Below are 19,174 nucleotides of genomic sequence, written 5' to 3'. Positions count from 1 at the left end.
GCCTCAGCGCAGCTTCTTGATGCGTTCGCTGGGGCTGATCACGTCAGTCAGGCGAATGCCGAACTTCTCGTTGACCACCACCACTTCGCCATGGGCGATCAGCGTGCCATTGACCAGGACATCCAGCGGCTCGCCGGCCAGGCGGTCCAGTTCGATCACCGAGCCCTGGTTGAGCTGCAGCAGGTTGCGGATGGTGATATCGGTATTGCCTACCTCCATGGAGATGGACACGGGAATGTCGAGGATCACATCCAGGTTCGGCCCGTCGAGGTTGACCGGCAGGTTGCCGCCCTTCGGCGAATTGTCGAACTCCTCCATTGGCGCCCGGGGTGCCGACGGCTTGGGCTCGCCCTGTGCCATCAGCGCATCGATATCATCCTGGCCGGCAGTGTCGCCGGCCTCGGAAAGCGCAGCTGCCCACTCGTCTGCCAGGGCCTGCTCTTCCGGTGTGGTGTTCTCGTCAGCCATCGGTTGTCCTCGCTGGCGTTGAATGATTGAAAAAGCGACTCAGCGGCGCCCGATCGGGTCCAGCACCTGGAAGGCCAGGTTACCCTTGTGTGCGCCGAGCTTGACGTTGAAGGTAGGCACGCCATTGGCGCGCATCACCACATGTTCGGGCATCTCGACCGGAATCACATCGCCCGGCTGCATGTGCAGGATATCGCGCAGGCGCAGCTGTCGATGGGCCACGGTAGCCGCCAGTGGCACCCGTACATCCAGTAAATCCTCGCGCAAGGCCTTGACCCAGCGCTCGTCCTGATCGTCGACGTCGGACTGGAAGCCGGCATCGAGCATCTCGCGGATCGGTTCGATCATCGAATAAGGCATGGTGATGTGCAGGTCGCCGCCGCCGCCATCGAGTTCGATGTGGAAGGTCGAGACCACGATCACTTCGCTGGGGCTGACGATATTGGCCAACGCCGGGTTCACTTCCGAGTTGATGTACTCGAAATTGACGTCCAGCACCGCGTGCCAGGCTTCCTTGAGATCGACGAAGGCCTGGTCCAGCACCATGCGCACCACGCGCAGTTCGGTGGGGGTGAACTCGCGGCCCTCGATTTTGGCATGGCGACCGTCGCCACCGAAGAAGTTGTCGACCAGCTTGAACACCAGCTTGGCGTCGAGAATGAACAGGCCGGTACCACGTAGCGGCTTCATCTTCACCAGATTGAGGCTGGTCGGCACGTACAGCGAATGTACGTATTCGCCGAACTTCATCACCTGCACACCGCCGACCGCCACGTCGGCGGAACGACGCAGCAGGTTGAACATGCTGATACGGGTGTAACGGGCGAAACGCTCGTTGATCATCTCCAGGGTCGGCATGCGCCCGCGAACGATGCGGTCCTGGCTGGTCAGGTCATAGCTCTTGATCGTGCCGGGCTCGGCATCGCTTTCGGTCTCGACCAGACCATCGTCCACGCCGTGCAACAGCGCATCGATCTCATCCTGGGATAGCAGATCCTGAACAGCCATTAGCCTGACTCCCGCCCCTACTGCAATACGAAGTTAGTGAACAGCACCTGCTCGACCACCGGCTTGCCGGTTTCCTTCTGCGCGATCTCCTGGACCGCGGCCGTGGCCTGTTGACGCAGCAACTCCTTACCGACCGGAGTGATCAGGGCGGCGAAATCCTGACCAGAGAACAGCATGACCAGGCGGTTGCGCAACACCGGCATCTGCGCTTTAAGTGCGTCCAGTTGATCCTTGTCCCTAGCCATCAACGCCACGCTGAGCTGCATGTAACGCTGGCGACCCTGATAATTGAAATTGACGATAAAGGCTGGAGCAAGCGGTTCGTAGATCGCCGGCTGCTTGAGCGGAGCGGCGGCCTCGGCGGCATGTTCGGCGGACTTTTCGTCGTCTTTCTTGGCATCCTTGCCGCCGAGAAAGAACAAAGTCGCACCAACGGACAAGCCGATGGCCAACAATAACGCCACCACGATCAGAATGATGAGCTTGAGCTTGTTTTTACTCGCCGGCTTGTCGCCTGCGGCACCCTCCGGGGGCTGAGGTGGAGCTTTCTTCGCCATGCCAAAAATCCGTCACTGATCAGGTTCTTTCTACAGTCAAAGACTTACGAGCAAGTGCTATGCCACGTCCTGAATAAAGGTAGTCGTTCATGGCGGCTTTGACTCAAGGCAGCCGATATACCAAGGCACGCCGCGCCTGTCACTCTAAAACGACAACGCCCGATGCTTTTGATGGCATCGGGCGCGTTTGACCTCACGTGAGCTGGAGCGTGCTCAGGCGTAGTAATCGACCAGGCCACGCGGCGCGGATGTGGAACCGGAGCGGATCTCACTGACACCACCGACCAGTTCCTCAGTGGCGTCGCTCGAAGCACCGCCGCGCCCACCCTGGCGCCGTGAATCGTCGCCACCCTGGGAGCCACGGGCCAGGGACTGGTCGGCCACGTTGACATCGACCTGCCCCATACCGTTGGCTGAGAACATGTCACGCAGGCGATGGGCCTGCCCCTCCAACTGATCACGCACACCCGCGTTGGCGCTGACGAAGGTGACCTGGGTCTGATCCTGATGCATCTGGATACGCACCTCCATGCGCCCCAGCTCTGCCGGATCGAGCTGGATCTCGGCCGACTTGAGGTTCTGGCTGGACAGCCACATCACCCGATCGACTACCGCTTCGTTCCAGCCGCCCTGCTGCATGGCCACCGGCTGCCCCGGTACCACGGTCGTGCGCTGGGCCGCACTGGTCTGCTGGGTAATGGCCTGGCTCAGTGCGTTGAGTTTACTGGCAAGGGCTTCGGCACGATTGTCCGTTTGCAGTTCGGTCTTGCCTACGGACGAATCAACGTCGAGGTCATTGAGCAGATCGGAAAACTCCAGCTTTTCGCTGTTGCCCTCTTCGGTGGTGACGGTATCTCCCGAGAACGCTGTCAGCGCCTGGGCAAAATCCCCCTTGCCGGCAACGCCGTCGGCGACCTGTTCGGCGCCCTTCTGCGCGACCTGGGTCTGCGCCTCGATCTGCAGGGCCATGCGTACGCCCGGCAAGCTATTGAGCAGTTCGACTTGCGGATCGATTTCGGGCTCATCCTGTCCAGAGGTGAGGAACCCACCGCTGGTAGCCGTCACTGTCGCCGCCGACAACATCTCGTCGCCTGCCGAGTCGGGCGTCAGGGATATGGCGCTCTCTTCGATCGGTTGCTCCTGAGAATTGAGCGCCATGAGCAGCAACGGATCGACAATCGAGCCATCATCCGCAGCCGTCTCGTCGCCTGCCTCCTGGCCACCCTCGGCCTTCTCGGCCGGCAACGCCTTGCCGCTTTCGGCAACTTCGGGCTCGTCACTCTCGGTATCGTCGTTCTTGGCGACCTTGCTGTCCCTGGAGTCGCTGGCCTTCGGCTTGTCGCTACGCTCGCTCTGCTGGGACTTGGCGGCAGCCTCCTTATTCTCGGACGTACGGCTGCTGGTGGCCTGGCTCTCCTTGGCGTAGACATCGGCAAAGCTGGACGACTGCTCGCTGCCGGTCTGTGACGATTGTGCGACAGAGGTCTTCAGCGTGGTGGCCTTGAGTTGCAGATCCGGCGCGGAGGACTGAAGCATGAAATCGGGTGCAACGGACATGGATGCTCTCCGTCAGGGATTTGATCATTGACGAAGAGATAGCAAATGGCGGGCCAGAATCAGGAGTTGCCTTGCAACCCATCACGCAATAATGCACGCACGACAGAGAACTCCTCGCCAATCCGGGCGATCAGCCTTGAAGCGCTGCACAACTGCCCGCGCCGCGCGTCGTCCTCGAGCTGACGACAGAGGCTCGCCAGCAAAGGCGCGCCCATGTTGCTCGAACTGCCTTTGAAGCTGTGGGCCGCGAGTTGCAGGAGCTGGGCATCGGCACGCTCGACAGCCTTATGAAGGCTGACCATGCGCTCTTCAGAATCAGCCAGAAACGTCTCGATCAGGGTCGGATACTCATCCTCCATGACCTCCTGCAAAGCGGATAGCACTGTGTTGTCTAGATGGAAATCGGACACCATTACGCTCCGAAGTATGCCATTGCGTTGCCGGTCCGGATTATGCCTGAGCCAACCAGCGGAACTCCACGCTCACCCCGCAACCATCCTCCTGCCATTGGCAATTGGTGGTCAGCTCACGGATCAAGTGCATGCCTCTCCCGCAGAGGCCGTCCTGCCGGGGCTTGCGTTGCAACGCCGCGGCAACGTCGAAGCCCTTGCCACTGTCTTCGACACTGACCCGTAGAACCCCGCCCCGCTCGCCATCGGACTTCAAGCACAGATGGAAGCGCACATACCCCTCCTGCAAAGCAGAGAGTCGGTTGCGGCGCTCCTGATAGTAGCGAGTGAAGCCTTCGGCACTCTGCTTGAGTGCCGACTCCAGCCCCAGCACGCCATGCTCCAGGGCATTGGAGTACATCTCCGCCAGCACGCTGTACAGCGCACTGCCCTGAGGACGCAGCCCCCGTACCTCCAGCAGCAACTGCAGCAGGTAGGGCAGCGGATTGAAGCTCCTGAGGGTATCGGCGCGGAATTCGAAATCGGCCGACCAGTCCAGCGGGCTGTTCTGCCCGGAATCGGAGAACGCCAGCGACGGTGGATACTGTTCGTCGGACGGCATGCCGATCTCGATCATGCTCACATCGTCCTGTGCCGTCCCGCGAAACGCAGCCAAGGACGCCTGGATCCGGTCGAACAGCTCATTGGCCGCGGGCCGTTGCTCGAACACCTCGAGCAAACGCTCCTCGCCATACATCCGCCCCTGGCTGTCACTGGTTTCCAGGACCCCGTCGGAAAGCAGGTAGATGCGATCCTCCGGCGACATCGCGTAAACCTCGCAGGAATCATTGAAAGCGGATGCATCCAGCACCCCCAGAGGCAGGTGCCGGGAGGCCAGGGAAATCCACTCGCCAGTGCTGCCTCGGTACAGGTAGCCATTGGGCAGGCCGCCATTCCAGACCTCGACGACATGTCGCTGCCTGCTGATGTTGAGCAGCGTCGCACAGCAGAAGACGCCGACCGGCAGAACGCGCTTGAGCTTGGCGTTGACCTCGCGGAGGATCTCCGCGATGGAGAATCCCTTGGAAGTCATCGCATAGAACATCTCGGCCATCGGCATGGCGCCGATGGCGGCGGGCAAACCATGGCCGGTGAAGTCACCGAGCAGCACATGCATGCCGCCGGAAGGCTTGAACGCGGCCAACAACAGATCGCCATTGAACAGGGCAAAGGGCGATTGCATGTAGCGGATATTGGAGGCGTTCAGCGCCCCGGAATGCGCCACCTTGTCGAACACCGCCTTGGCCACGCGCTGTTCGTTGAGTAGATGTTCATTGTGCTTGGCGATCAGGTCACGCTGGCGCAGCACCATGTCCTGCAGGCGACGCAGGCGGTCCATGGCGCGAATCTTCGCTTCGAGGATCACCCGGTTGTAGGGCTTGGCCAGAAAGTCGTCGCCCACCTCGAGGCAGCGAGCCAGCGCCTCGCTTTCGCTCAGCGAGGTCAGGAAGATGATCGGCACCAGCGCCTCGCCAGCCAGGACCTTGATCCGTCGGGCGGACTCGAAGCCATCCATCACCGGCATCATGGCGTCCATCAGAACCAGTTGCGGTCGCTCCTGCTCGAACAGGCTCAGCGCTTCCAGGCCGTTGCTGGCGGTAAGCGCACGATGCCCTTGCCGGCCGACAATAGTCGACAGCAGCATGCGATCCGCAGCATTGTCCTCGGCTATCAGAATGGACAGCGCGGGCATGATGGTCAGCCGATCTGGAAGAGTTGCTCGAAGTTCGAGATGGAAAGAATCTTGCGCACATCCGGGTTGCAGTTGACCAACCGTACACGAGCCTGATCACCACCGGCATGATCGCGCAGCAACAGCAGCATGCCGAGCGCCGAGCTATCGAGGTAGGTTGCCCCCTTGAGGTCGACCACATAGCGCTGGGGCGCGCTGCTCACATGCTCGTAGGCATCCCGGAACTCCTGATGGGCCGAGAAGTCGAAGCGCCCCTGGACCAGTATGGTCAATTCCTGTCCGTCGCTTGAAGGCAACGCGCTGATGGCCATGAAGCACTCCTTTGGATGGGAAAGATCGTCCCAGAAAGATTTAGCACTCCGCGCTCCGCTCATCAACTCGGGGACTATCGATAAATGGCTCGTTCAAAGCCTGGCGAAAGAGTCGCTCGCCCGGTTGCGCCCTTGCGTCCCTTGGTCTCAGGGCAATTGCTGGTCGCGCACAGGCAGGCGCTGCGCCAGTTCATCCAGCAGCTTCTGTTCGCGCTTGTCTTCGGCGGCCCGCGCTTCATCGATATAACGCTGCACCAATTTACGCAGGCCTTCGAGACGGGCGTAGCGCTGCTGCCAGACCTCGCGAGCCTTGTTCATGTTCTCACGATGCCAGCCAACGCTTTGCTGCTGTTGTTTGACCGCGCCCTCGAGCTGGGCAAGAAAGCGCTGGTAATTCATGATCCACTGGCCGGAAACACCCTGGCGCCCTTCGTTGATCCATTGCTGCTGGTAATCGCCGCGATAACGCTCCAGATCGCCCAGTTGACGCTCGGCCTTGCCCAGTTGTCCCTGGCACAGGCCTAGCTGGCGGGCGGCCTCACGCTCGGCGCGCTCGGCCATGTCCACCACCGGCGCCAGGCGCGCCGCACGACTGACGGCCATCTATCAGCCTCCAGGTGTCGGCGAGAGGACATGAGCCAACTGCGCCGCGCTTTCCGCCATCCCTTCGCTCTCACGCAAGGCCTGGCGCAGGAAACGCGCCATTGCCGGCTGGCGGGCGATGGCGAAATCGGTGTCGGCATCGCCGCCCGGCACGTAGGCGCCCACGCTGATCAGGTCACGGCTCTGCTGATAGCGCGACCAGAGCTGCTTGAAACGCTGAGCGTTGCGCAGGTGCTCGGGACTGACCACCTGGGGCATGACCCGGCTGATCGAAGCTTCGATGTCGATGGCCGGATAATGCCCCTCCTCGGCCAACCGGCGCGACAGCACAAAGTGGCCGTCCAGCACACCACGGGCCGCGTCGGCGATAGGGTCCTGCTGGTCGTCGCCTTCCGACAACACGGTATAGAACGCAGTGATCGAGCCACCGCCGGCTTCGGCGTTGCCGGCCCGCTCCACCAGACGCGGCAGCTTGGCGAATACCGAAGGCGGATAACCCTTGGTTGCCGGCGGCTCGCCAATCGCCAGGGCGATTTCCCGCTGGGCCTGGGCATAGCGGGTCAGGGAGTCCATCAGCAGCAGGACGTTCTTGCCCTTGTCGCGGAAGTACTCGGCGATCCGCGTGCAGTATTGGGCGGCGCGCAAACGCATCAGCGGCGCATCATCGGCAGGCGATGCGACGACGACGGAACGCTTGATCCCCTCTTCGCCGAGAATCTCGTCGATGAACTCCTTGACCTCGCGGCCCCGCTCGCCGATCAGACCAACGACGATGATCTCGGCCTCGGTGAAGCGCGTCATCATGCCCAGCAGGACCGATTTACCGACGCCCGTGCCGGCGAACAGGCCGAGACGCTGGCCTCGGCCCACGGTGAGCAGCCCGTTGATGCTGCGGATGCCGACGTCCAGTGGCTGGTGGATCGGGTCGCGCTTGAGCGGGTTGATGGTCGGGCCATCCATCGGCACCCAATCCTCGGCTTTCATCCCGCCCTTGCCGTCCAGGGCCCGCCCCGTACCGTCCAGTACACGACCCAGCATCGACATGCCCATCGGCAGGCGACCGGTATCAGGAACCGGCACCACCCTGGCGCCCGCGGCAATGCCAGCCAGGCCGCCGACGGGCATCAGATAGATCTTGCCTGCGGAAAAGCCCATGACTTCGGCTTCGACCTGCACCGGATCATGGCTGTCATCGTTGATCACGATGCAACGGCTACCCAACGCGGCGCGCAGGCCTTCGGCCTCCAGGGTCAAGCCGACCATACGCAGCAGACGTCCCTCCACGACAGGCTGGCTCGGCAAGTTGATCGCCTCGCGATAACCTGCCAGGCGCCTGGCGAAGCTGATGCGCTCAAGGCGCATGTGGCGTATCCAGGTCGACCTCGATATCCGCTTCCGCCGGGCTGGTGGCCTGAGCGCGCTGCTGCTCGAACAATTGCTTGAGCGCCTGGCTCAGACGCGTCTCGATACTCGCATCGATGCGGCTATGCTCGCTCTCCACCCGGCAACCACCGGGCAGCAAGGCATCGTCCTCCATGATCCGCCAGCTTTCCTCGTGGCGCTCACGTAACGCCTTGATCGCATCGAAGTCCTGCGGATTGACATGAATGCGGATGTTGTTCGCCCCCATGGGCAAGAGCTTCAGCGCTTCACGCAGCACCTGACGAATCTGGCTGGAATCGATGCTCAGCTCACGCTGGATCACCTGGCGCGCCATCAGGCCGACCAGCGTCACCATGCCCTGCTCCAGCGCCTGATCCTGATCGGCGATCGGCTGGAACAGTTGCTCCATGACCCGTTCCAGGCTCTGCAAGCGCTCGGCAATGGCTGCCTCGGATTCCTGGCGGGCCTTGAGCTGGCCAGCACGGAAGCCATCCTTCTCACCGGTGGCGAAGCCTTCGTTGTAGGCGTCCTGACGGATCGCTTCGAGTTCGTCGAGCGTCAGTGGTTTGACATCCTCGACTGCGACCTCCTCGATATGGACGGGCTCAGGCTCCGCTTCCTCGCCTATCGGCTCGGGCGGCGCAGGCTCGGCCTCGACGACTTCTTCGCTTTCAGGGTCGAAACTGGGCAAGGCCCAGCGATCGAAGGCACTGACGTCCTTGGCGCGGATCAGCTCGCTCTGGCCTTCCTTGCTCGACATGTCAGATCATCGCCTCGCCGCTGGCACCGCCAAGCACGATCTCGCCAGCATCGGCCATGCGCCGGGCAATGGTGAGGATTTCCTTCTGCGCGCCCTGCACATCGCTGAGACGCACAGGGCCCTTGGCCTCGAGGTCGTCGCGCAGCAGTTCGGCGGCCCGCTTGGACATATTCTTGAAGACCTTTTCCTTGATCGCGTCGTCCGCACCTTTCAGGGCGAGGACCAGGACCTCGGAAGACACTTCGCGCATCAGCGCCTGGATACCACGATCGTCCACGTCCGCCAGGTTGTCGAAGACGAACATGAGGTCTTCGATCTGCGACGACAGGTCTTCGTCCACTTCGCGGATCGAGTCCATGAGCTGGCCTTCGACCGAGCTGTCGAGGAAGTTCATGATATCCGCCGCGCGCTTCACGCCCCCCAGGCTGGTACGCGAGGTACTGGTATTGCCGGAGAACTGTTTCTCGAGGATCAGGTTCAGTTCCTTCAGTGCCGCTGGCTGCACCGTGTTCAGCGACGAAACGCGCAGGACGATGTCCAGGCGTACCTTGTGATCGAAATGGCTGAGCACTTCGCCAGCCTGGTCCGGGTCCAGGTAGGCGACGACGATGGCCTGGATCTGCGGGTGTTCGTAGCGAATCACGTCGGCCACGGCCCGCGGCTCCATCCACTTCAGGCTGTCCAGGCCGCTGGTGCTGCCGCCAAGCAGGATGCGGTCGATCAGGTTGCCGGCCTTGTCCTCGCCCAGGGCAGCGGTAAGCATCTTGCGAATGTAGCCGTCGGAGCCCATGCCCAGGCTGGTCTGGTCGCCGACGGTATCGACGAACTCGCTCATCACCTGTTCGATCTGCGGACGCTGGATATTGCGCATCTGCGCCATGGCCACGCCGACACGCTGCACTTCCTTGGGCCCGAGGTGACGCAATACCTGCGCCGCGTCGGTCTCGCCCAGGGACAGCAGGAGAATGGCAGCCTTGTCGACCTTGGTCAGCTTGGCGGGGGCACCACGATTATCACTCATCGTCGTTGATCCACTCTTTCACGACTTGGGCCACGCGGCCCGGATCTTCCGCCACCAGGGTCTTGATGGCATTCAGTTGCGCATCATACCCCTCGGACGGGCTGGGCAGCATAATGCTTTGCGGTCCGCCGAGGCTGACGCGATCGGAGGCCAGCTCACCCTCCAGGCCACCCATCTCGCCCAGTTCCACATCACCGTCACGCCCCTCCTCGCCAGCGCCGCCTTTGCCGCCGCCGGTGATGTTGTTCAGCACCGGACGCAACACGAACCACACAAGAATCAGAATAAGCAGTGCCGGGAACAGTTGCTTCAGACCGCTCATCGCCATCAGGAACAGCTCGCTCTGGTACCAGGGCGTCTCGAAGCTCTCGCCGATATCGGGAGAGAACGCGGCGTTGATCACGCTGACGCTATCGCCACGGCTGGCGTCGAAGCCCACGGCGTCCTGCACCAGGCGCGTGAAACGCTCGAGATCGGCAGCGCTCCACGGCGTATGTGTGACCTGGCCATTCTCGGGGTTGACCTTGACCTGGTCGTCCAGCACCACGGCAACCGACAGGCGACGCAAGCGCCCCTGTTGCTGCTTGGTGTAGCTGATCGAGCGATCCAGTTCGAAGTTGCGCGTCGACTGGTCACGCTTGTCGGTCGGGTACGGCGCCAGCATCGGCTGGCCGGTGGCTGGGTCGGTGATCTGCTGGCCATTGGAATCAAGCAATGGTTGCCCAGGCTGCACCGGGCCGGCCGCCGCGGCCGGGCCTCCCGTGGCCTGCTGCGGCGCGGTAGCGGCGCCCGGCGGCTGGTTGCTGACAGCACCTGGGATGCCCTGAGTACCTGAACTGGTAGAGCGCTGCTCACTGACCTGCTGCTCGCTACGCAAGGCCGGTTGATCGGGATTGAACATTTCCGACGTCGACTCGACAGCGCTGAAGTCGACGTCCGTGGATACCTCGGCCTTGTAGCGACCGCTGCCCAGCACCGGCTGCAGGATATTGTGCACGCGCTGGGTGAACATGCTTTCCATGCGCCGGCTGTAGTCGAACTGCTTGCCGGCCATGGTCAGCTCGGACAGTTCCTGCTGGTCGGACAGCAACTCGCCCTTCTGGTCGACCACGGTGACCTGGGACTTGGTCAGCTCCGGCACGCTGGTCGCCACCAGGTTGACGATGGCCATGACCTGGCTCGGCTCCAGCGAACGCCCTGGATACAGCTCGACCAACACCGAAGCCGTTGGTTTGCGCTCGTCGCGGACGAACACCGAGCTTTTCGGGATGGCCAGGTGCACGCGGGCAGCCTTGACATTGTTCAGGCTGGAAATGGTCCGCGCCAGCTCGCCTTCCAGGCCACGGCGGTAACGAGTCGCTTCCATGAACTGGCTGGTGCCCAGCCCCTGATCCTTGTCGAGGATCTCGAAACCGACGTTGCTGTCGGCCGGGGCGATGCCTGCGGCAGCCAGGCGCATGCGGGCACGCCCCAGGTCCTCGGACTTGACCAGCAGCGCACCGGAATTCGGCTCGACGGTATAGGCGATATCGGCGGCACTGAGTGTCTCGACCACCTGATTGGTGTCCATGCCATTGAGGCTGCCGAGCAACGGCCGATAGTCCGGTTGCTGGGACCAGAGCACCACGGCGAAGCCGATCGCCACGCTGGCGGCGAGACCGACCAGCAGGCCGACCTGACGCAGCACCGGCATGTTCGACAGGTTTTCCAGGAAAGCCAGGCCAAACAGGGGCTTTCTCGGCTCGCCCGGGCCAGGCTGTGCGGGTACGTTTGCAGGGACTGCTTCAGCCATCGCTCAGATCCGCCCTGTTAAACCGACATCTGCATGATGTCTTGATACGCCTGGACCAGCTTGTTGCGAACCTGGGTCGCGGCCGCGAACGACACACTGGCTTTTTGCGATGCGATCATCACGTCAGTGATGTCCACGCCCTTCTGCCCCATCTCGAAGGCAGTCGCAAGCTGGTTGGACGCCTGCTGAACCTCATTCACCTTGCCCACGGCCTGGCCGAGCATATCGGCAAAGCTCGGCGCGCCGACTTCCGGCATTGCGCTGACCTGGGGTTTCTGCCTGGCCATGGCATCCATTTGCATGGAGCGCATTTCCAGCATGAGGCGATTGAATTCGACACCTTGGCTCATGACCTTTCCTCCGACCGCGTTTTTTTGACGCTTCGCGGTTTACGAACAGGTATTTGCAACAAGGGTGCCAATATGGCGAGGCGCCGAAAGCAGCCTTTAATCGAAGAAAAAGAATAGCAGATTCAATAACTTGAAGATTACGGCAGAACACCGGCACACAGGACTCAGGAGGCGTACAGGTAAGCCTCCACATCCATGCCGGCGTCACGCATCTGGGCCAGCTTGTAGCGCAGGGTACGCGGGCTGATGCCCAGCCGTTCGGCAGCCTCTTTGCGCCGCCCTCGCTCGGCACGCAAGGTATCGATGATCAACTCGAACTCGCGGCGACGCAGGTCCTCGCCCAAGGCGCCGGCGGCATCGAGCGGAGCGGCCTGGACGGGTGGAGCCGATGGGGCGGCCAGCACCTGGGAAGTCATTGGCATATCGATGGGCGCGGTCAGGCACAGGTCCTGAGGCTGGATCATGCCGCCCTGCTGCAGGATCAAGGCACGCTGGATCGCGTTGTCCAGTTCACGGACATTACCTGGCCATGGATGGGAGACCAGGCAGGAACTGGCCTGCGCGGAAAAGCGTATCGGACCATGGTTCATTTTTTTGACGTGTTTGGCCAGCAACCGTTCGGCCAGCGGCAGGATGTCCGCCGGCCGCTCACGCAGGGCTTTCCAGGCCAACGGGAATACCGACAGGCGATAGTAGAGATCCTCACGGAAACGTCCGGCCGCCACTTCGCCCAGGAGCTCACGGTTGGTGGTCGCCAGTACGCGAATGTCCAAAACGATGGGCTTGCGCGCCCCGACTCGCTCCACTTCGCGCTCCTGCAGCACGCGCAGCAACTTGGCCTGTAGCGCCAGGGGCATTTCGGAAATCTCATCGAGCAGGATGGTGCCGCCATCCGCCAGTTCGAACTTGCCGGGCTGGGCCGCGATCGCCCCGGTAAAGGCGCCTTTCTCATGACCGAACAGGGTTGCCTCCAGCATGTTGTCCGGAATCGCAGCGCAGTTGATCGCGATGAAAGGCTTGTTGGCACGCGGCGAGTGCTGATGAATGAAACGCGCCAACACTTCCTTGCCCGTACCGGACTCGCCGGAAATCATCACGGTCGAATCGCTCTTCGCCACCCGCGTCGCCAACGCCAGCAACTGCACGCTTGCCGGCTCGAAGGCAACCGGCCCTTCGGCGTCGCCAAGCGCGAGATAACCCAAGGCGTGACGCGCGACCAGGTCCAGCAGCGCCTTGGGCTCGAACGGCTTGACCAGATAGTCCACCGCTCCCTGGCGCATGGCCTCGACCGCACGCTCCACCGCGCCGTGGGCGGTCATCAGCAATACCGGCAATTGCGGATGACGCTGGCGAATCACAGCCAGCAACTGATGGCCATCCATCCCCGGCATGTTCACATCGCTGATGACCAGGCTGAACGACTCAGTCTGCAAGGCAGCGAGCGCCGCCTCGGCACAATCGACCGCGACGAAGGCATGGCCGCCAATCTGTAGGGTATCGGCCAGCGCTTCACGCAAGGCACGGTCATCTTCCACCAGTAGGATGCGGGCAGTCATGGGCTTACTCCTGCTGGGCCGGGAGAGTCGCGGGGATCAACGGCAGCGACAGCACCGCACAGGTGCCACGCCCGACACGCGAACGAATGCACAACTGTGCACGATGGGCCCGGGCCACAGCCTGCACGACGGCAAGGCCCAACCCGGTCCCCGTGGCTTTGGTGGTAAAGAATGGCTCGCCCAGGCGTTTGAGCGTAGCCCTGTCGATCCCAGGGCCGTTGTCGCTGACACTCAGGCGCAGCGTGTCGCCCCGTGCGTAAAGATGAATCTTCATGTTCGCTCCGCGCCCGGCAGCCTGGATCGCATTCTCGACCAGATTCAAAACAGTACCGACCAGCATGTCACGGTTGCACAGCAGTTCGGCACCCCGCGCATCGCACTGCCAACGCACATTGATACCGTCCAGATGAGGCTCGGCGGCACTGCGCAGGGCGCGAAACAAAGCAGCGGGAGCCAGCCTGTCGGTCATCGGCAACTCGCCACGGGCGAACACCAGCATGTCACGCACTTGATGTTCCAGTTCGTGCAGGCGCTCCTTGAGCCGCCCGGCAAACCGTTGCTGCTGCTCCTCGGGCAACTGCTGCTCGCACAGGTGACTCGCATACAGCAGTGCGGCAGAAAGCGGCGTGCGGATCTGATGAGCCAGCGAAGCGACCATCTTGCCCAGGGAAGACAGACGCTCGTGACGCGCCAATTCATCCTGCAGGCGACGGGTTTCCGTCAGGTCATTGAGCAGAATCAATTGCCCGGGCTCACCATTCAATGAACGCGTGGCGATGGACAGACGACGCCCATCCTTTAGCGAGACTTCATGACCATCATCCTTGCGCGGCGCGAAATTGCGCGCGATGACCTCACGCCACAACGCCCCCACCAGCGGCTTGCCCAGCAACTGGCAGGCGACAGGATTGGCCTCGCGGACCAGACCCTGGCCATCCAGCACGATCACCCCGCCGGGCAACAGATCGAGCAGGCTTTGCAGGCGCAGCGCCAACCGCTCCTTCTCGGCCAGTTCCTGCATGCGCTGAGCACTGACCAGGGCGAGCTCGCCCTTGAGCTCACTGACGCGAGCCTCGAGCATGCTGTAGGAAGCATTGAGCTGGTCCGACATCTGGCTGAACAGGGAAAAGGCCTGCTCCAGCCCACTGCCAACGATTTGCTCGGCAGCAGCGGATTGACTGTCGTCGGACTGCTCGGGGTGCTTGGCTCTGCTACTCATGCGCATCTCTCAGGTGGCCGCCCGTCAATAGACGGTCGTTCAGTGGAGCTGTAGCAATCGCCATGCCTAAAAAATATTTGTCTATTTTCAGATACTTGAAAAAACAAAGCCGAAGCTGTGTCAAAGCTCCGGCTTTTTGCGCGGCACGACGGGATTCAGTCGTCTTCGTCGACCTCTTCGTCGCGCCGGCTCATTCCATACTTGCGCATCTTCTCCACCAAGGTGGTCCGACGAATGCGCAGACGCTCTGCGGCACGCGCCACCACGCCACCGGCATCGTCCAGCGCCTGCTGGATGAGGCCCTGCTCCAGATTGCCCAGGTAATCCTTCAGATCGAGCCCCTCTGGCGGCAACATCGCCGTTGCCGCCGCGGCAGCCAGGCCAGCGGCCCCCACCGCCGCCCGCTCCTCGAACTTATCGCGCAGCCCTACGGCGGCCAGTTGCTCATCATCATCATCGACATGACGGAACTTCTTTGGCAGCTCACCCACACCAATGACGCCATAGGGATGCATGATCGCCATGCGCTCGACCAGGTTGGCCAGCTCACGCACGTTGCCCGGCCAATCATGCCGGCACAGCGACATGATCGCCGCCGAGTTGAAACGAATCGAGCCACGCTTCTCGAACTCCATGCGCGAAATCAGCTCGTTCATCAGCAACGGAATATCTTCCACCCGCTCGCGCAGTGGCGCCATCTCGATCGGGAACACATTCAGCCGGTAGTAGAGGTCTTCACGGAATGTCCCCTCGCCGATCATTTTCTCGAGATCCTTGTGCGTCGCCGCGATGATGCGTACATCCGCACTCTGCGTCTTGTTGCTGCCGACGCGCTCGAAGGTCCGCTCCTGCAGCACGCGCAGCAGCTTGACCTGCATCGGTAGCGGCATATCGCCAATCTCGTCGAGAAACAGCGTGCCGCCGTTGGCCAGTTCGAAGCGACCGGCGCGACTGGTGATCGCCCCCGTGAACGCGCCCTTCTCATGACCGAACAGCTCGCTCTCCAGCAACTCTGCCGGGATCGCGCCGCAGTTCACCGGCACGAACGGGGCTTCACGACGCCTGGAGTGGTAATGCAGGTTGCGCGCCACCACCTCCTTGCCAGTTCCCGACTCGCCAAGGATCAGCACGCTGGCCTCGGTGTCCGCCACCTGCTGCATCATCTGCCGTACCTGATGGATTGCCCGGCTGGTACCGACCAGACTGCGGAACAGGTTGGGTTCGCGATGGCGACCGCGCTCACGGGCCTGGTCGTTCATCTCGCGATAGACCTGGGCCCGGTGCAACGAATCGAGCAGCTTGTTGTAGCTCGGCGGCATCTCCAAGCTCGCCAGCACGCGACGACGCAGGTCCTCAGGCCATTCGGCAGGCGCCACTTCATCGATCATCAACAACGGCAGGTTCTCGTCCCAGGCAGCAAGCTGCTTGAGCAAGTCGAGAGGCCCTCCTTTGAGCAGCACATCACCGAGCAGGACGGAAAGGATGGTTCGGCTGGAGTCCAGCGCCTCCACCGTCGCCTTCCACTCGGAACTGGCGCAGGAAAGCGGTTCCTCACCGAGGAAATTGAGGATGACCGCCAAATCCCGGCGTCGCTCGCTATTGTCGTCTATCAGCAGGATCTTGGTTTCGCGCCACATCATGTTCAGTTCTGACTCGCGAGCTTGAGTTGAAAGCTGCCGAAACCCTTCGGCAACATCGGCAATTGGCCACTAGTAAAATCAAAAAACAGGGCAGGGTCAATTTTATGACGAGTCTATCGTGCGCTTTGTTTGTTTGGATGAATATAGACAAAACCCCGCATTAAAGCGGGGTTCGAAGAGGCGGAAGAACTCAACCGAACAGTTGGTAGACCTTGGCGCCTTGGCTGGACTTGCGGACCTGTACCAGTTGATCGGCAAGGCTCTGGCGCTCACCTCGGCAGGCCTCAATCAACTCTCGGTAAACGTCCAGCAATCCTTCCATCCGTGCCTTGAGCCTGGGTTCGTCCCGGCTAGGGGCGAGCATCACGCTCTCTATGGTCTCCCGGCATTGCAGGTCGAGGGCCGCAATGGACTCCCAGTCCTGATTGCTCAGTGCATCACGCAGGAACTCGCTGGCATCTTCCAGCATTCGTATGGGCGATTTCATTCAAGCTTCTCCGTCACACCTGGGGCTCGATACCATCCCAGCCGGATTTGATGACCTGTAAAAGATCGCAAGCCTCTTCCAGCTTGCCCGGATCGTTGTGCAGGTTCGCCTGTAACAGACACATGTGCATGTAGGCATACAGCGCTGCAAGTCGCTCTGCCAGTTCACCGCCAGACTTCAGGTCAAGGCTGTCGCGCAACCCGCCGACGATGTAGATCGTCTTGCCGATCAGTTGCGCCTTCGCAGCCATCTGACCGCGCTCCAACGCCCCCTTGGCCTGATACATGCGCGTCAGGGCACCCTCCATGAGCATCTGGATCAGCCTATGTGGGCTGGCTTGGTAGATCTGCGATTGGACATCCACCACCTGATACTGCCGCAACGCGAGCGTAGCGTTCATATGTACGATTCCTCGAAGAGTGAAGCCATGTTCTTACATACCCATGGTATCGGCACTCGTCGGGGAATCTTTAGGGCTTCAGTCGTCGGAACTGTTCAAAGCATTGAGCGTGCTCAGCACGCTTTCGCTGGTGGCGGACAGCGTCGCGATCAGCGTATCCATCGCGTTGTACTTGGCGTACAGCGTCTCGGTCAGCTTGTCGATTCGCGTGTCCAGGGTAGTCTGCTGCTCGATCAGGCTGGCCAGGTTCTCGTTGATCGTATCCGTCTGCTGGTCCAGCAGGCCGTCGGTCTTGGTGTAGATTTCCAGGCTGTTGTAGAGCGAGGAAAGCAGGCCGTCGCTGCCAGTAAAGAAGCTCTCCAGATCGCCCGAGTAGGTCTCCAGGGCACTTTCCAGCTTGTCGGAATCGATGCTCAGGGTGCCATCGGTCGCGGTGGTGATGCCCAACTGCGACAGAACCTTGAGCGAGCCACTGCTATCGGAGACGTTCACCAGCAGATTCTGCAGGCTGCGCAGGATCGAGCGCGTCGACGAGTCCCCGGTGAGCGCCCCAGCCGTGGTGGCCGTAGTGGTGTTCCCATCGTCGTCGGTACTGGTGGTCGTGGTGACACTGGTCAGGCTGGAGATCGAACTGACCAGGGTGTTATAGGCGTCGACGAAGCTCTGGATGTTCTCGGTCAGGGTATCGGTATCGGTGGCCACCGTGATGGTGGTGTCGCCGGTGGCCGTGAGGGTGAAGCTCAACCCTGACACCGCGCTGTCGATGGTGTTGCTCGAGCTGGTCATGCTCAGCCCATCGAGGGTGTACTGCGCATCGCTGGCCAGGGTCAGGTAGCCGCCGGAATCCGAGGAGTACGCCGCCGTACCGTCGATGGCCAGCGCCGACAGGCTGTCGTCACCGGTTGTCGAAACACTGATATCTGTGCCTTCGCCCGTGGTGGTGGAACTCAGGACCAGGCGCGAGCCGCTGGAATCGGTGATGATGTTGGCGGAAATCCCGCTGCTGCTGGTCAGCGCGTTGATGCTGTCGCGCACATCCGACAGGCTGGCGCCATCGGACACCTTGACCGTGTAGGTACTGCTCCCCTGGCTGAGGGTGAGCGTGCCGCTGCCGAAGCTTTCGCTGGAGTCGACGTACTGCGTGGCGACCTTCGAAGAAGTAGCCAGGCTGGTGACGCTGAGACTGTAGCTGCCAGCGGTGGCGCCGGAGCTGGCGGTCGCACTGGCGACGTCGCTGTCGGACGATGACGCCGTCAAGCCGTCGAAAGTCGTCGAGGTGTTCAGGGTCGCCAGGGCCAGTTGGAAGTCGGACAACGCGCTCTTCAGCGTGCCGACGGCCGAGAGCTTGGTGGTCTGCTTCTCGGTCTGCGTATCGATCTGGTTCTGCTTGGCGGACGTCTGGCTGGTGACCAGAGCATCGACGATGGAATCGATATCGATACCGGAACCCAGACCGGTCGAAGTAAGGGTCGAACTGATGGTGGACATGTCCCCCTCCTGGTCAAAAACCTGACGAACTTCATGCTGTATAGCAAAACCCGAGCCAGTTATACGCGCTCGCTGAACAGCAGGTTGCTGGCTTCCTTGAAATTGGCCGCCAGTTTTACCAATACCTCGGATGGAATCTGCCGGACGACTTCGCCGCTCTCGCTGTCCGTGACCGTGACCACTGTCATCCCTGCGTCCTCGTTGAAGGAGAACTCCAGGTTGCGATGCACCGACTGCACGGCGCTGCGGATGTCGTCCAACGCCTGAACGACAGACGCACTGTCCGGTGTCGCCGCTTCACTGTCCGGCAGATACCTGCCGTCATCGACGCTGGAAACCGGCGAGAGCTTGCCGGCGGTGGAATTCCCAGCCACCTCGGTGGAGGACGCTACAATGGTCAGGCTCATGATCCGTCCCTCTTTTTCTGGAAGC

At 61.7% G+C, this 19,174-nt stretch carries 20 protein-coding genes; all 20 read right to left on the bottom strand.

Features of this window, described 5'->3' with window-relative positions:
* Positions 1 to 3: 3 nt before the first annotated feature.
* Positions 4 to 468 (bottom strand): flagellar motor switch protein FliN, encoded by a 465-nt coding sequence (gene fliN / locus ACSZPK_RS24665; RefSeq protein ID WP_437884251.1) that lies wholly within the window; start codon positions 466 to 468, stop codon positions 4 to 6.
* Positions 469 to 507: 39 nt separating this feature from the next.
* The gene (gene fliM, locus ACSZPK_RS24660; RefSeq protein WP_437884249.1) at positions 508 to 1,476 is read right to left on the bottom strand and encodes a flagellar motor switch protein FliM; all 969 of its coding nucleotides are present in this window, start codon (positions 1,474 to 1,476) and stop codon (positions 508 to 510) included.
* A gap of 17 nt (positions 1,477 to 1,493) precedes the next feature.
* On the bottom strand, positions 1,494 to 2,033 hold the full coding sequence (gene fliL, locus ACSZPK_RS24655) for a flagellar basal body-associated protein FliL (protein WP_437884248.1): 540 nt from the start codon (positions 2,031 to 2,033) through the stop codon (positions 1,494 to 1,496).
* 213 nt (positions 2,034 to 2,246) lie between these two features.
* Positions 2,247 to 3,590, bottom strand: a complete 1,344-nt coding sequence (locus ACSZPK_RS24650; RefSeq protein WP_437884247.1) for a flagellar hook-length control protein FliK — start codon at positions 3,588 to 3,590, stop codon at positions 2,247 to 2,249.
* Positions 3,591 to 3,649: 59 nt separating this feature from the next.
* A complete protein-coding gene (locus ACSZPK_RS24645) occupies positions 3,650 to 4,000 on the bottom strand; it encodes an Hpt domain-containing protein (protein WP_437884319.1) in 351 nt (116 codons plus the stop codon).
* Positions 4,001 to 4,040: 40 nt separating this feature from the next.
* Positions 4,041 to 5,732 carry a SpoIIE family protein phosphatase gene (locus ACSZPK_RS24640; RefSeq protein ID WP_437884245.1) on the bottom strand — a complete coding sequence of 564 codons (1,692 nt, stop codon included), beginning with the start codon at positions 5,730 to 5,732 and terminating at the stop codon, positions 4,041 to 4,043.
* Between the two features lie 5 nt (positions 5,733 to 5,737).
* Positions 5,738 to 6,043: an STAS domain-containing protein gene (locus tag ACSZPK_RS24635; protein ID WP_437884244.1), complete on the bottom strand. Its 306-nt coding sequence runs from the start codon at positions 6,041 to 6,043 to the stop codon at positions 5,738 to 5,740.
* A 147-nt stretch (positions 6,044 to 6,190) separates the two neighbouring features.
* Positions 6,191 to 6,646: a flagellar export protein FliJ gene (fliJ, locus tag ACSZPK_RS24630; protein ID WP_437884242.1), complete on the bottom strand. Its 456-nt coding sequence runs from the start codon at positions 6,644 to 6,646 to the stop codon at positions 6,191 to 6,193.
* Positions 6,647 to 6,649: 3 nt separating this feature from the next.
* Positions 6,650 to 8,008 (bottom strand): flagellar protein export ATPase FliI, encoded by a 1,359-nt coding sequence (gene fliI, locus ACSZPK_RS24625; RefSeq protein WP_437884241.1) that lies wholly within the window; start codon positions 8,006 to 8,008, stop codon positions 6,650 to 6,652.
* Positions 7,998 to 8,789 (bottom strand): flagellar assembly protein FliH, encoded by a 792-nt coding sequence (gene fliH, locus ACSZPK_RS24620; protein ID WP_437884240.1) that lies wholly within the window; start codon positions 8,787 to 8,789, stop codon positions 7,998 to 8,000. The genes fliI and fliH overlap by 11 nt, the downstream gene beginning before the upstream one ends.
* Position 8,790: 1 nt before the next feature.
* The gene (gene fliG / locus ACSZPK_RS24615) at positions 8,791 to 9,810 is read right to left on the bottom strand and encodes a flagellar motor switch protein FliG (protein ID WP_437884239.1); all 1,020 of its coding nucleotides are present in this window, start codon (positions 9,808 to 9,810) and stop codon (positions 8,791 to 8,793) included.
* Positions 9,803 to 11,602, bottom strand: a complete 1,800-nt coding sequence (fliF, locus tag ACSZPK_RS24610; protein WP_437884238.1) for a flagellar basal-body MS-ring/collar protein FliF — start codon at positions 11,600 to 11,602, stop codon at positions 9,803 to 9,805. The genes fliG and fliF overlap by 8 nt, the downstream gene beginning before the upstream one ends.
* Positions 11,603 to 11,619: 17 nt before the next feature.
* Positions 11,620 to 11,952: a flagellar hook-basal body complex protein FliE gene (fliE, locus tag ACSZPK_RS24605; RefSeq protein WP_437884237.1), complete on the bottom strand. Its 333-nt coding sequence runs from the start codon at positions 11,950 to 11,952 to the stop codon at positions 11,620 to 11,622.
* A 164-nt stretch (positions 11,953 to 12,116) separates the two neighbouring features.
* Positions 12,117 to 13,508, bottom strand: coding sequence for a sigma-54-dependent response regulator transcription factor FleR (gene fleR / locus ACSZPK_RS24600; protein WP_437884236.1), 1,392 nt, complete (start codon positions 13,506 to 13,508; stop codon positions 12,117 to 12,119).
* Positions 13,509 to 13,512: 4 nt separating this feature from the next.
* A complete protein-coding gene (locus tag ACSZPK_RS24595; RefSeq protein ID WP_437884235.1) occupies positions 13,513 to 14,727 on the bottom strand; it encodes a sensor histidine kinase in 1,215 nt (404 codons plus the stop codon).
* Positions 14,728 to 14,882: 155 nt separating this feature from the next.
* Complete coding sequence (locus tag ACSZPK_RS24590) at positions 14,883 to 16,364, bottom strand: sigma-54 dependent transcriptional regulator (protein ID WP_437884318.1); 1,482 nt, start codon at positions 16,362 to 16,364, stop codon at positions 14,883 to 14,885.
* Positions 16,365 to 16,557: 193 nt separating this feature from the next.
* Positions 16,558 to 16,854: a flagellar protein FliT gene (gene fliT / locus ACSZPK_RS24585; protein WP_437884234.1), complete on the bottom strand. Its 297-nt coding sequence runs from the start codon at positions 16,852 to 16,854 to the stop codon at positions 16,558 to 16,560.
* 13 nt (positions 16,855 to 16,867) lie between these two features.
* Complete coding sequence (gene fliS / locus ACSZPK_RS24580) at positions 16,868 to 17,254, bottom strand: flagellar export chaperone FliS (RefSeq protein ID WP_437884233.1); 387 nt, start codon at positions 17,252 to 17,254, stop codon at positions 16,868 to 16,870.
* 78 nt (positions 17,255 to 17,332) lie between these two features.
* Positions 17,333 to 18,742 (bottom strand): flagellar filament capping protein FliD, encoded by a 1,410-nt coding sequence (gene fliD, locus ACSZPK_RS24575; RefSeq protein ID WP_437884232.1) that lies wholly within the window; start codon positions 18,740 to 18,742, stop codon positions 17,333 to 17,335.
* A gap of 59 nt (positions 18,743 to 18,801) precedes the next feature.
* On the bottom strand, positions 18,802 to 19,149 hold the full coding sequence (locus ACSZPK_RS24570; protein WP_437884231.1) for a flagellar protein FlaG: 348 nt from the start codon (positions 19,147 to 19,149) through the stop codon (positions 18,802 to 18,804).
* Between the last annotated feature and the right edge of the window lie 25 nt (positions 19,150 to 19,174).

The organism is Pseudomonas sp. LRF_L74 (assembly GCF_965644255.1).
Lineage (GTDB): Bacteria > Pseudomonadota > Gammaproteobacteria > Pseudomonadales > Pseudomonadaceae > Aquipseudomonas.
This window is presented reverse-complemented; position numbering and strand designations above follow the sequence as displayed.

What these genes read in the sequence shown, in the direction of transcription:
- ACSZPK_RS24570 (WP_437884231.1), bottom strand. Translation starts at nt 19,149, where the DNA reads ATGAGCCTGACCATTGTAGCGTCCTCCACCGAGGTGGCTGGGAATTCC.
- fliI (WP_437884241.1), bottom strand. Translation starts at nt 8,008, where the DNA reads ATGCGCCTTGAGCGCATCAGCTTCGCCAGGCGCCTGGCAGGTTATCGC.
- ACSZPK_RS24650 (WP_437884247.1), bottom strand. Translation starts at nt 3,590, where the DNA reads ATGTCCGTTGCACCCGATTTCATGCTTCAGTCCTCCGCGCCGGATCTG.
- fliD (WP_437884232.1), bottom strand. Translation starts at nt 18,742, where the DNA reads ATGTCCACCATCAGTTCGACCCTTACTTCGACCGGTCTGGGTTCCGGT.
- fliS (WP_437884233.1), bottom strand. Translation starts at nt 17,254, where the DNA reads ATGAACGCTACGCTCGCGTTGCGGCAGTATCAGGTGGTGGATGTCCAA.
- ACSZPK_RS24595 (WP_437884235.1), bottom strand. Translation starts at nt 14,727, where the DNA reads ATGAGTAGCAGAGCCAAGCACCCCGAGCAGTCCGACGACAGTCAATCC.
- ACSZPK_RS24635 (WP_437884244.1), bottom strand. Translation starts at nt 6,043, where the DNA reads ATGGCCATCAGCGCGTTGCCTTCAAGCGACGGACAGGAATTGACCATA.
- fliH (WP_437884240.1), bottom strand. Translation starts at nt 8,789, where the DNA reads ATGTCGAGCAAGGAAGGCCAGAGCGAGCTGATCCGCGCCAAGGACGTC.
- ACSZPK_RS24590 (WP_437884318.1), bottom strand. Translation starts at nt 16,364, where the DNA reads ATGTGGCGCGAAACCAAGATCCTGCTGATAGACGACAATAGCGAGCGA.
- fliJ (WP_437884242.1), bottom strand. Translation starts at nt 6,646, where the DNA reads ATGGCCGTCAGTCGTGCGGCGCGCCTGGCGCCGGTGGTGGACATGGCC.
- fliG (WP_437884239.1), bottom strand. Translation starts at nt 9,810, where the DNA reads ATGAGTGATAATCGTGGTGCCCCCGCCAAGCTGACCAAGGTCGACAAG.
- fliL (WP_437884248.1), bottom strand. Translation starts at nt 2,033, where the DNA reads ATGGCGAAGAAAGCTCCACCTCAGCCCCCGGAGGGTGCCGCAGGCGAC.
- fliT (WP_437884234.1), bottom strand. Translation starts at nt 16,854, where the DNA reads ATGAAATCGCCCATACGAATGCTGGAAGATGCCAGCGAGTTCCTGCGT.
- ACSZPK_RS24640 (WP_437884245.1), bottom strand. Translation starts at nt 5,732, where the DNA reads ATGCCCGCGCTGTCCATTCTGATAGCCGAGGACAATGCTGCGGATCGC.
- fliN (WP_437884251.1), bottom strand. Translation starts at nt 468, where the DNA reads ATGGCTGACGAGAACACCACACCGGAAGAGCAGGCCCTGGCAGACGAG.
- fleR (WP_437884236.1), bottom strand. Translation starts at nt 13,508, where the DNA reads ATGACTGCCCGCATCCTACTGGTGGAAGATGACCGTGCCTTGCGTGAA.
- fliM (WP_437884249.1), bottom strand. Translation starts at nt 1,476, where the DNA reads ATGGCTGTTCAGGATCTGCTATCCCAGGATGAGATCGATGCGCTGTTG.
- fliF (WP_437884238.1), bottom strand. Translation starts at nt 11,602, where the DNA reads ATGGCTGAAGCAGTCCCTGCAAACGTACCCGCACAGCCTGGCCCGGGC.
- fliE (WP_437884237.1), bottom strand. Translation starts at nt 11,952, where the DNA reads ATGAGCCAAGGTGTCGAATTCAATCGCCTCATGCTGGAAATGCGCTCC.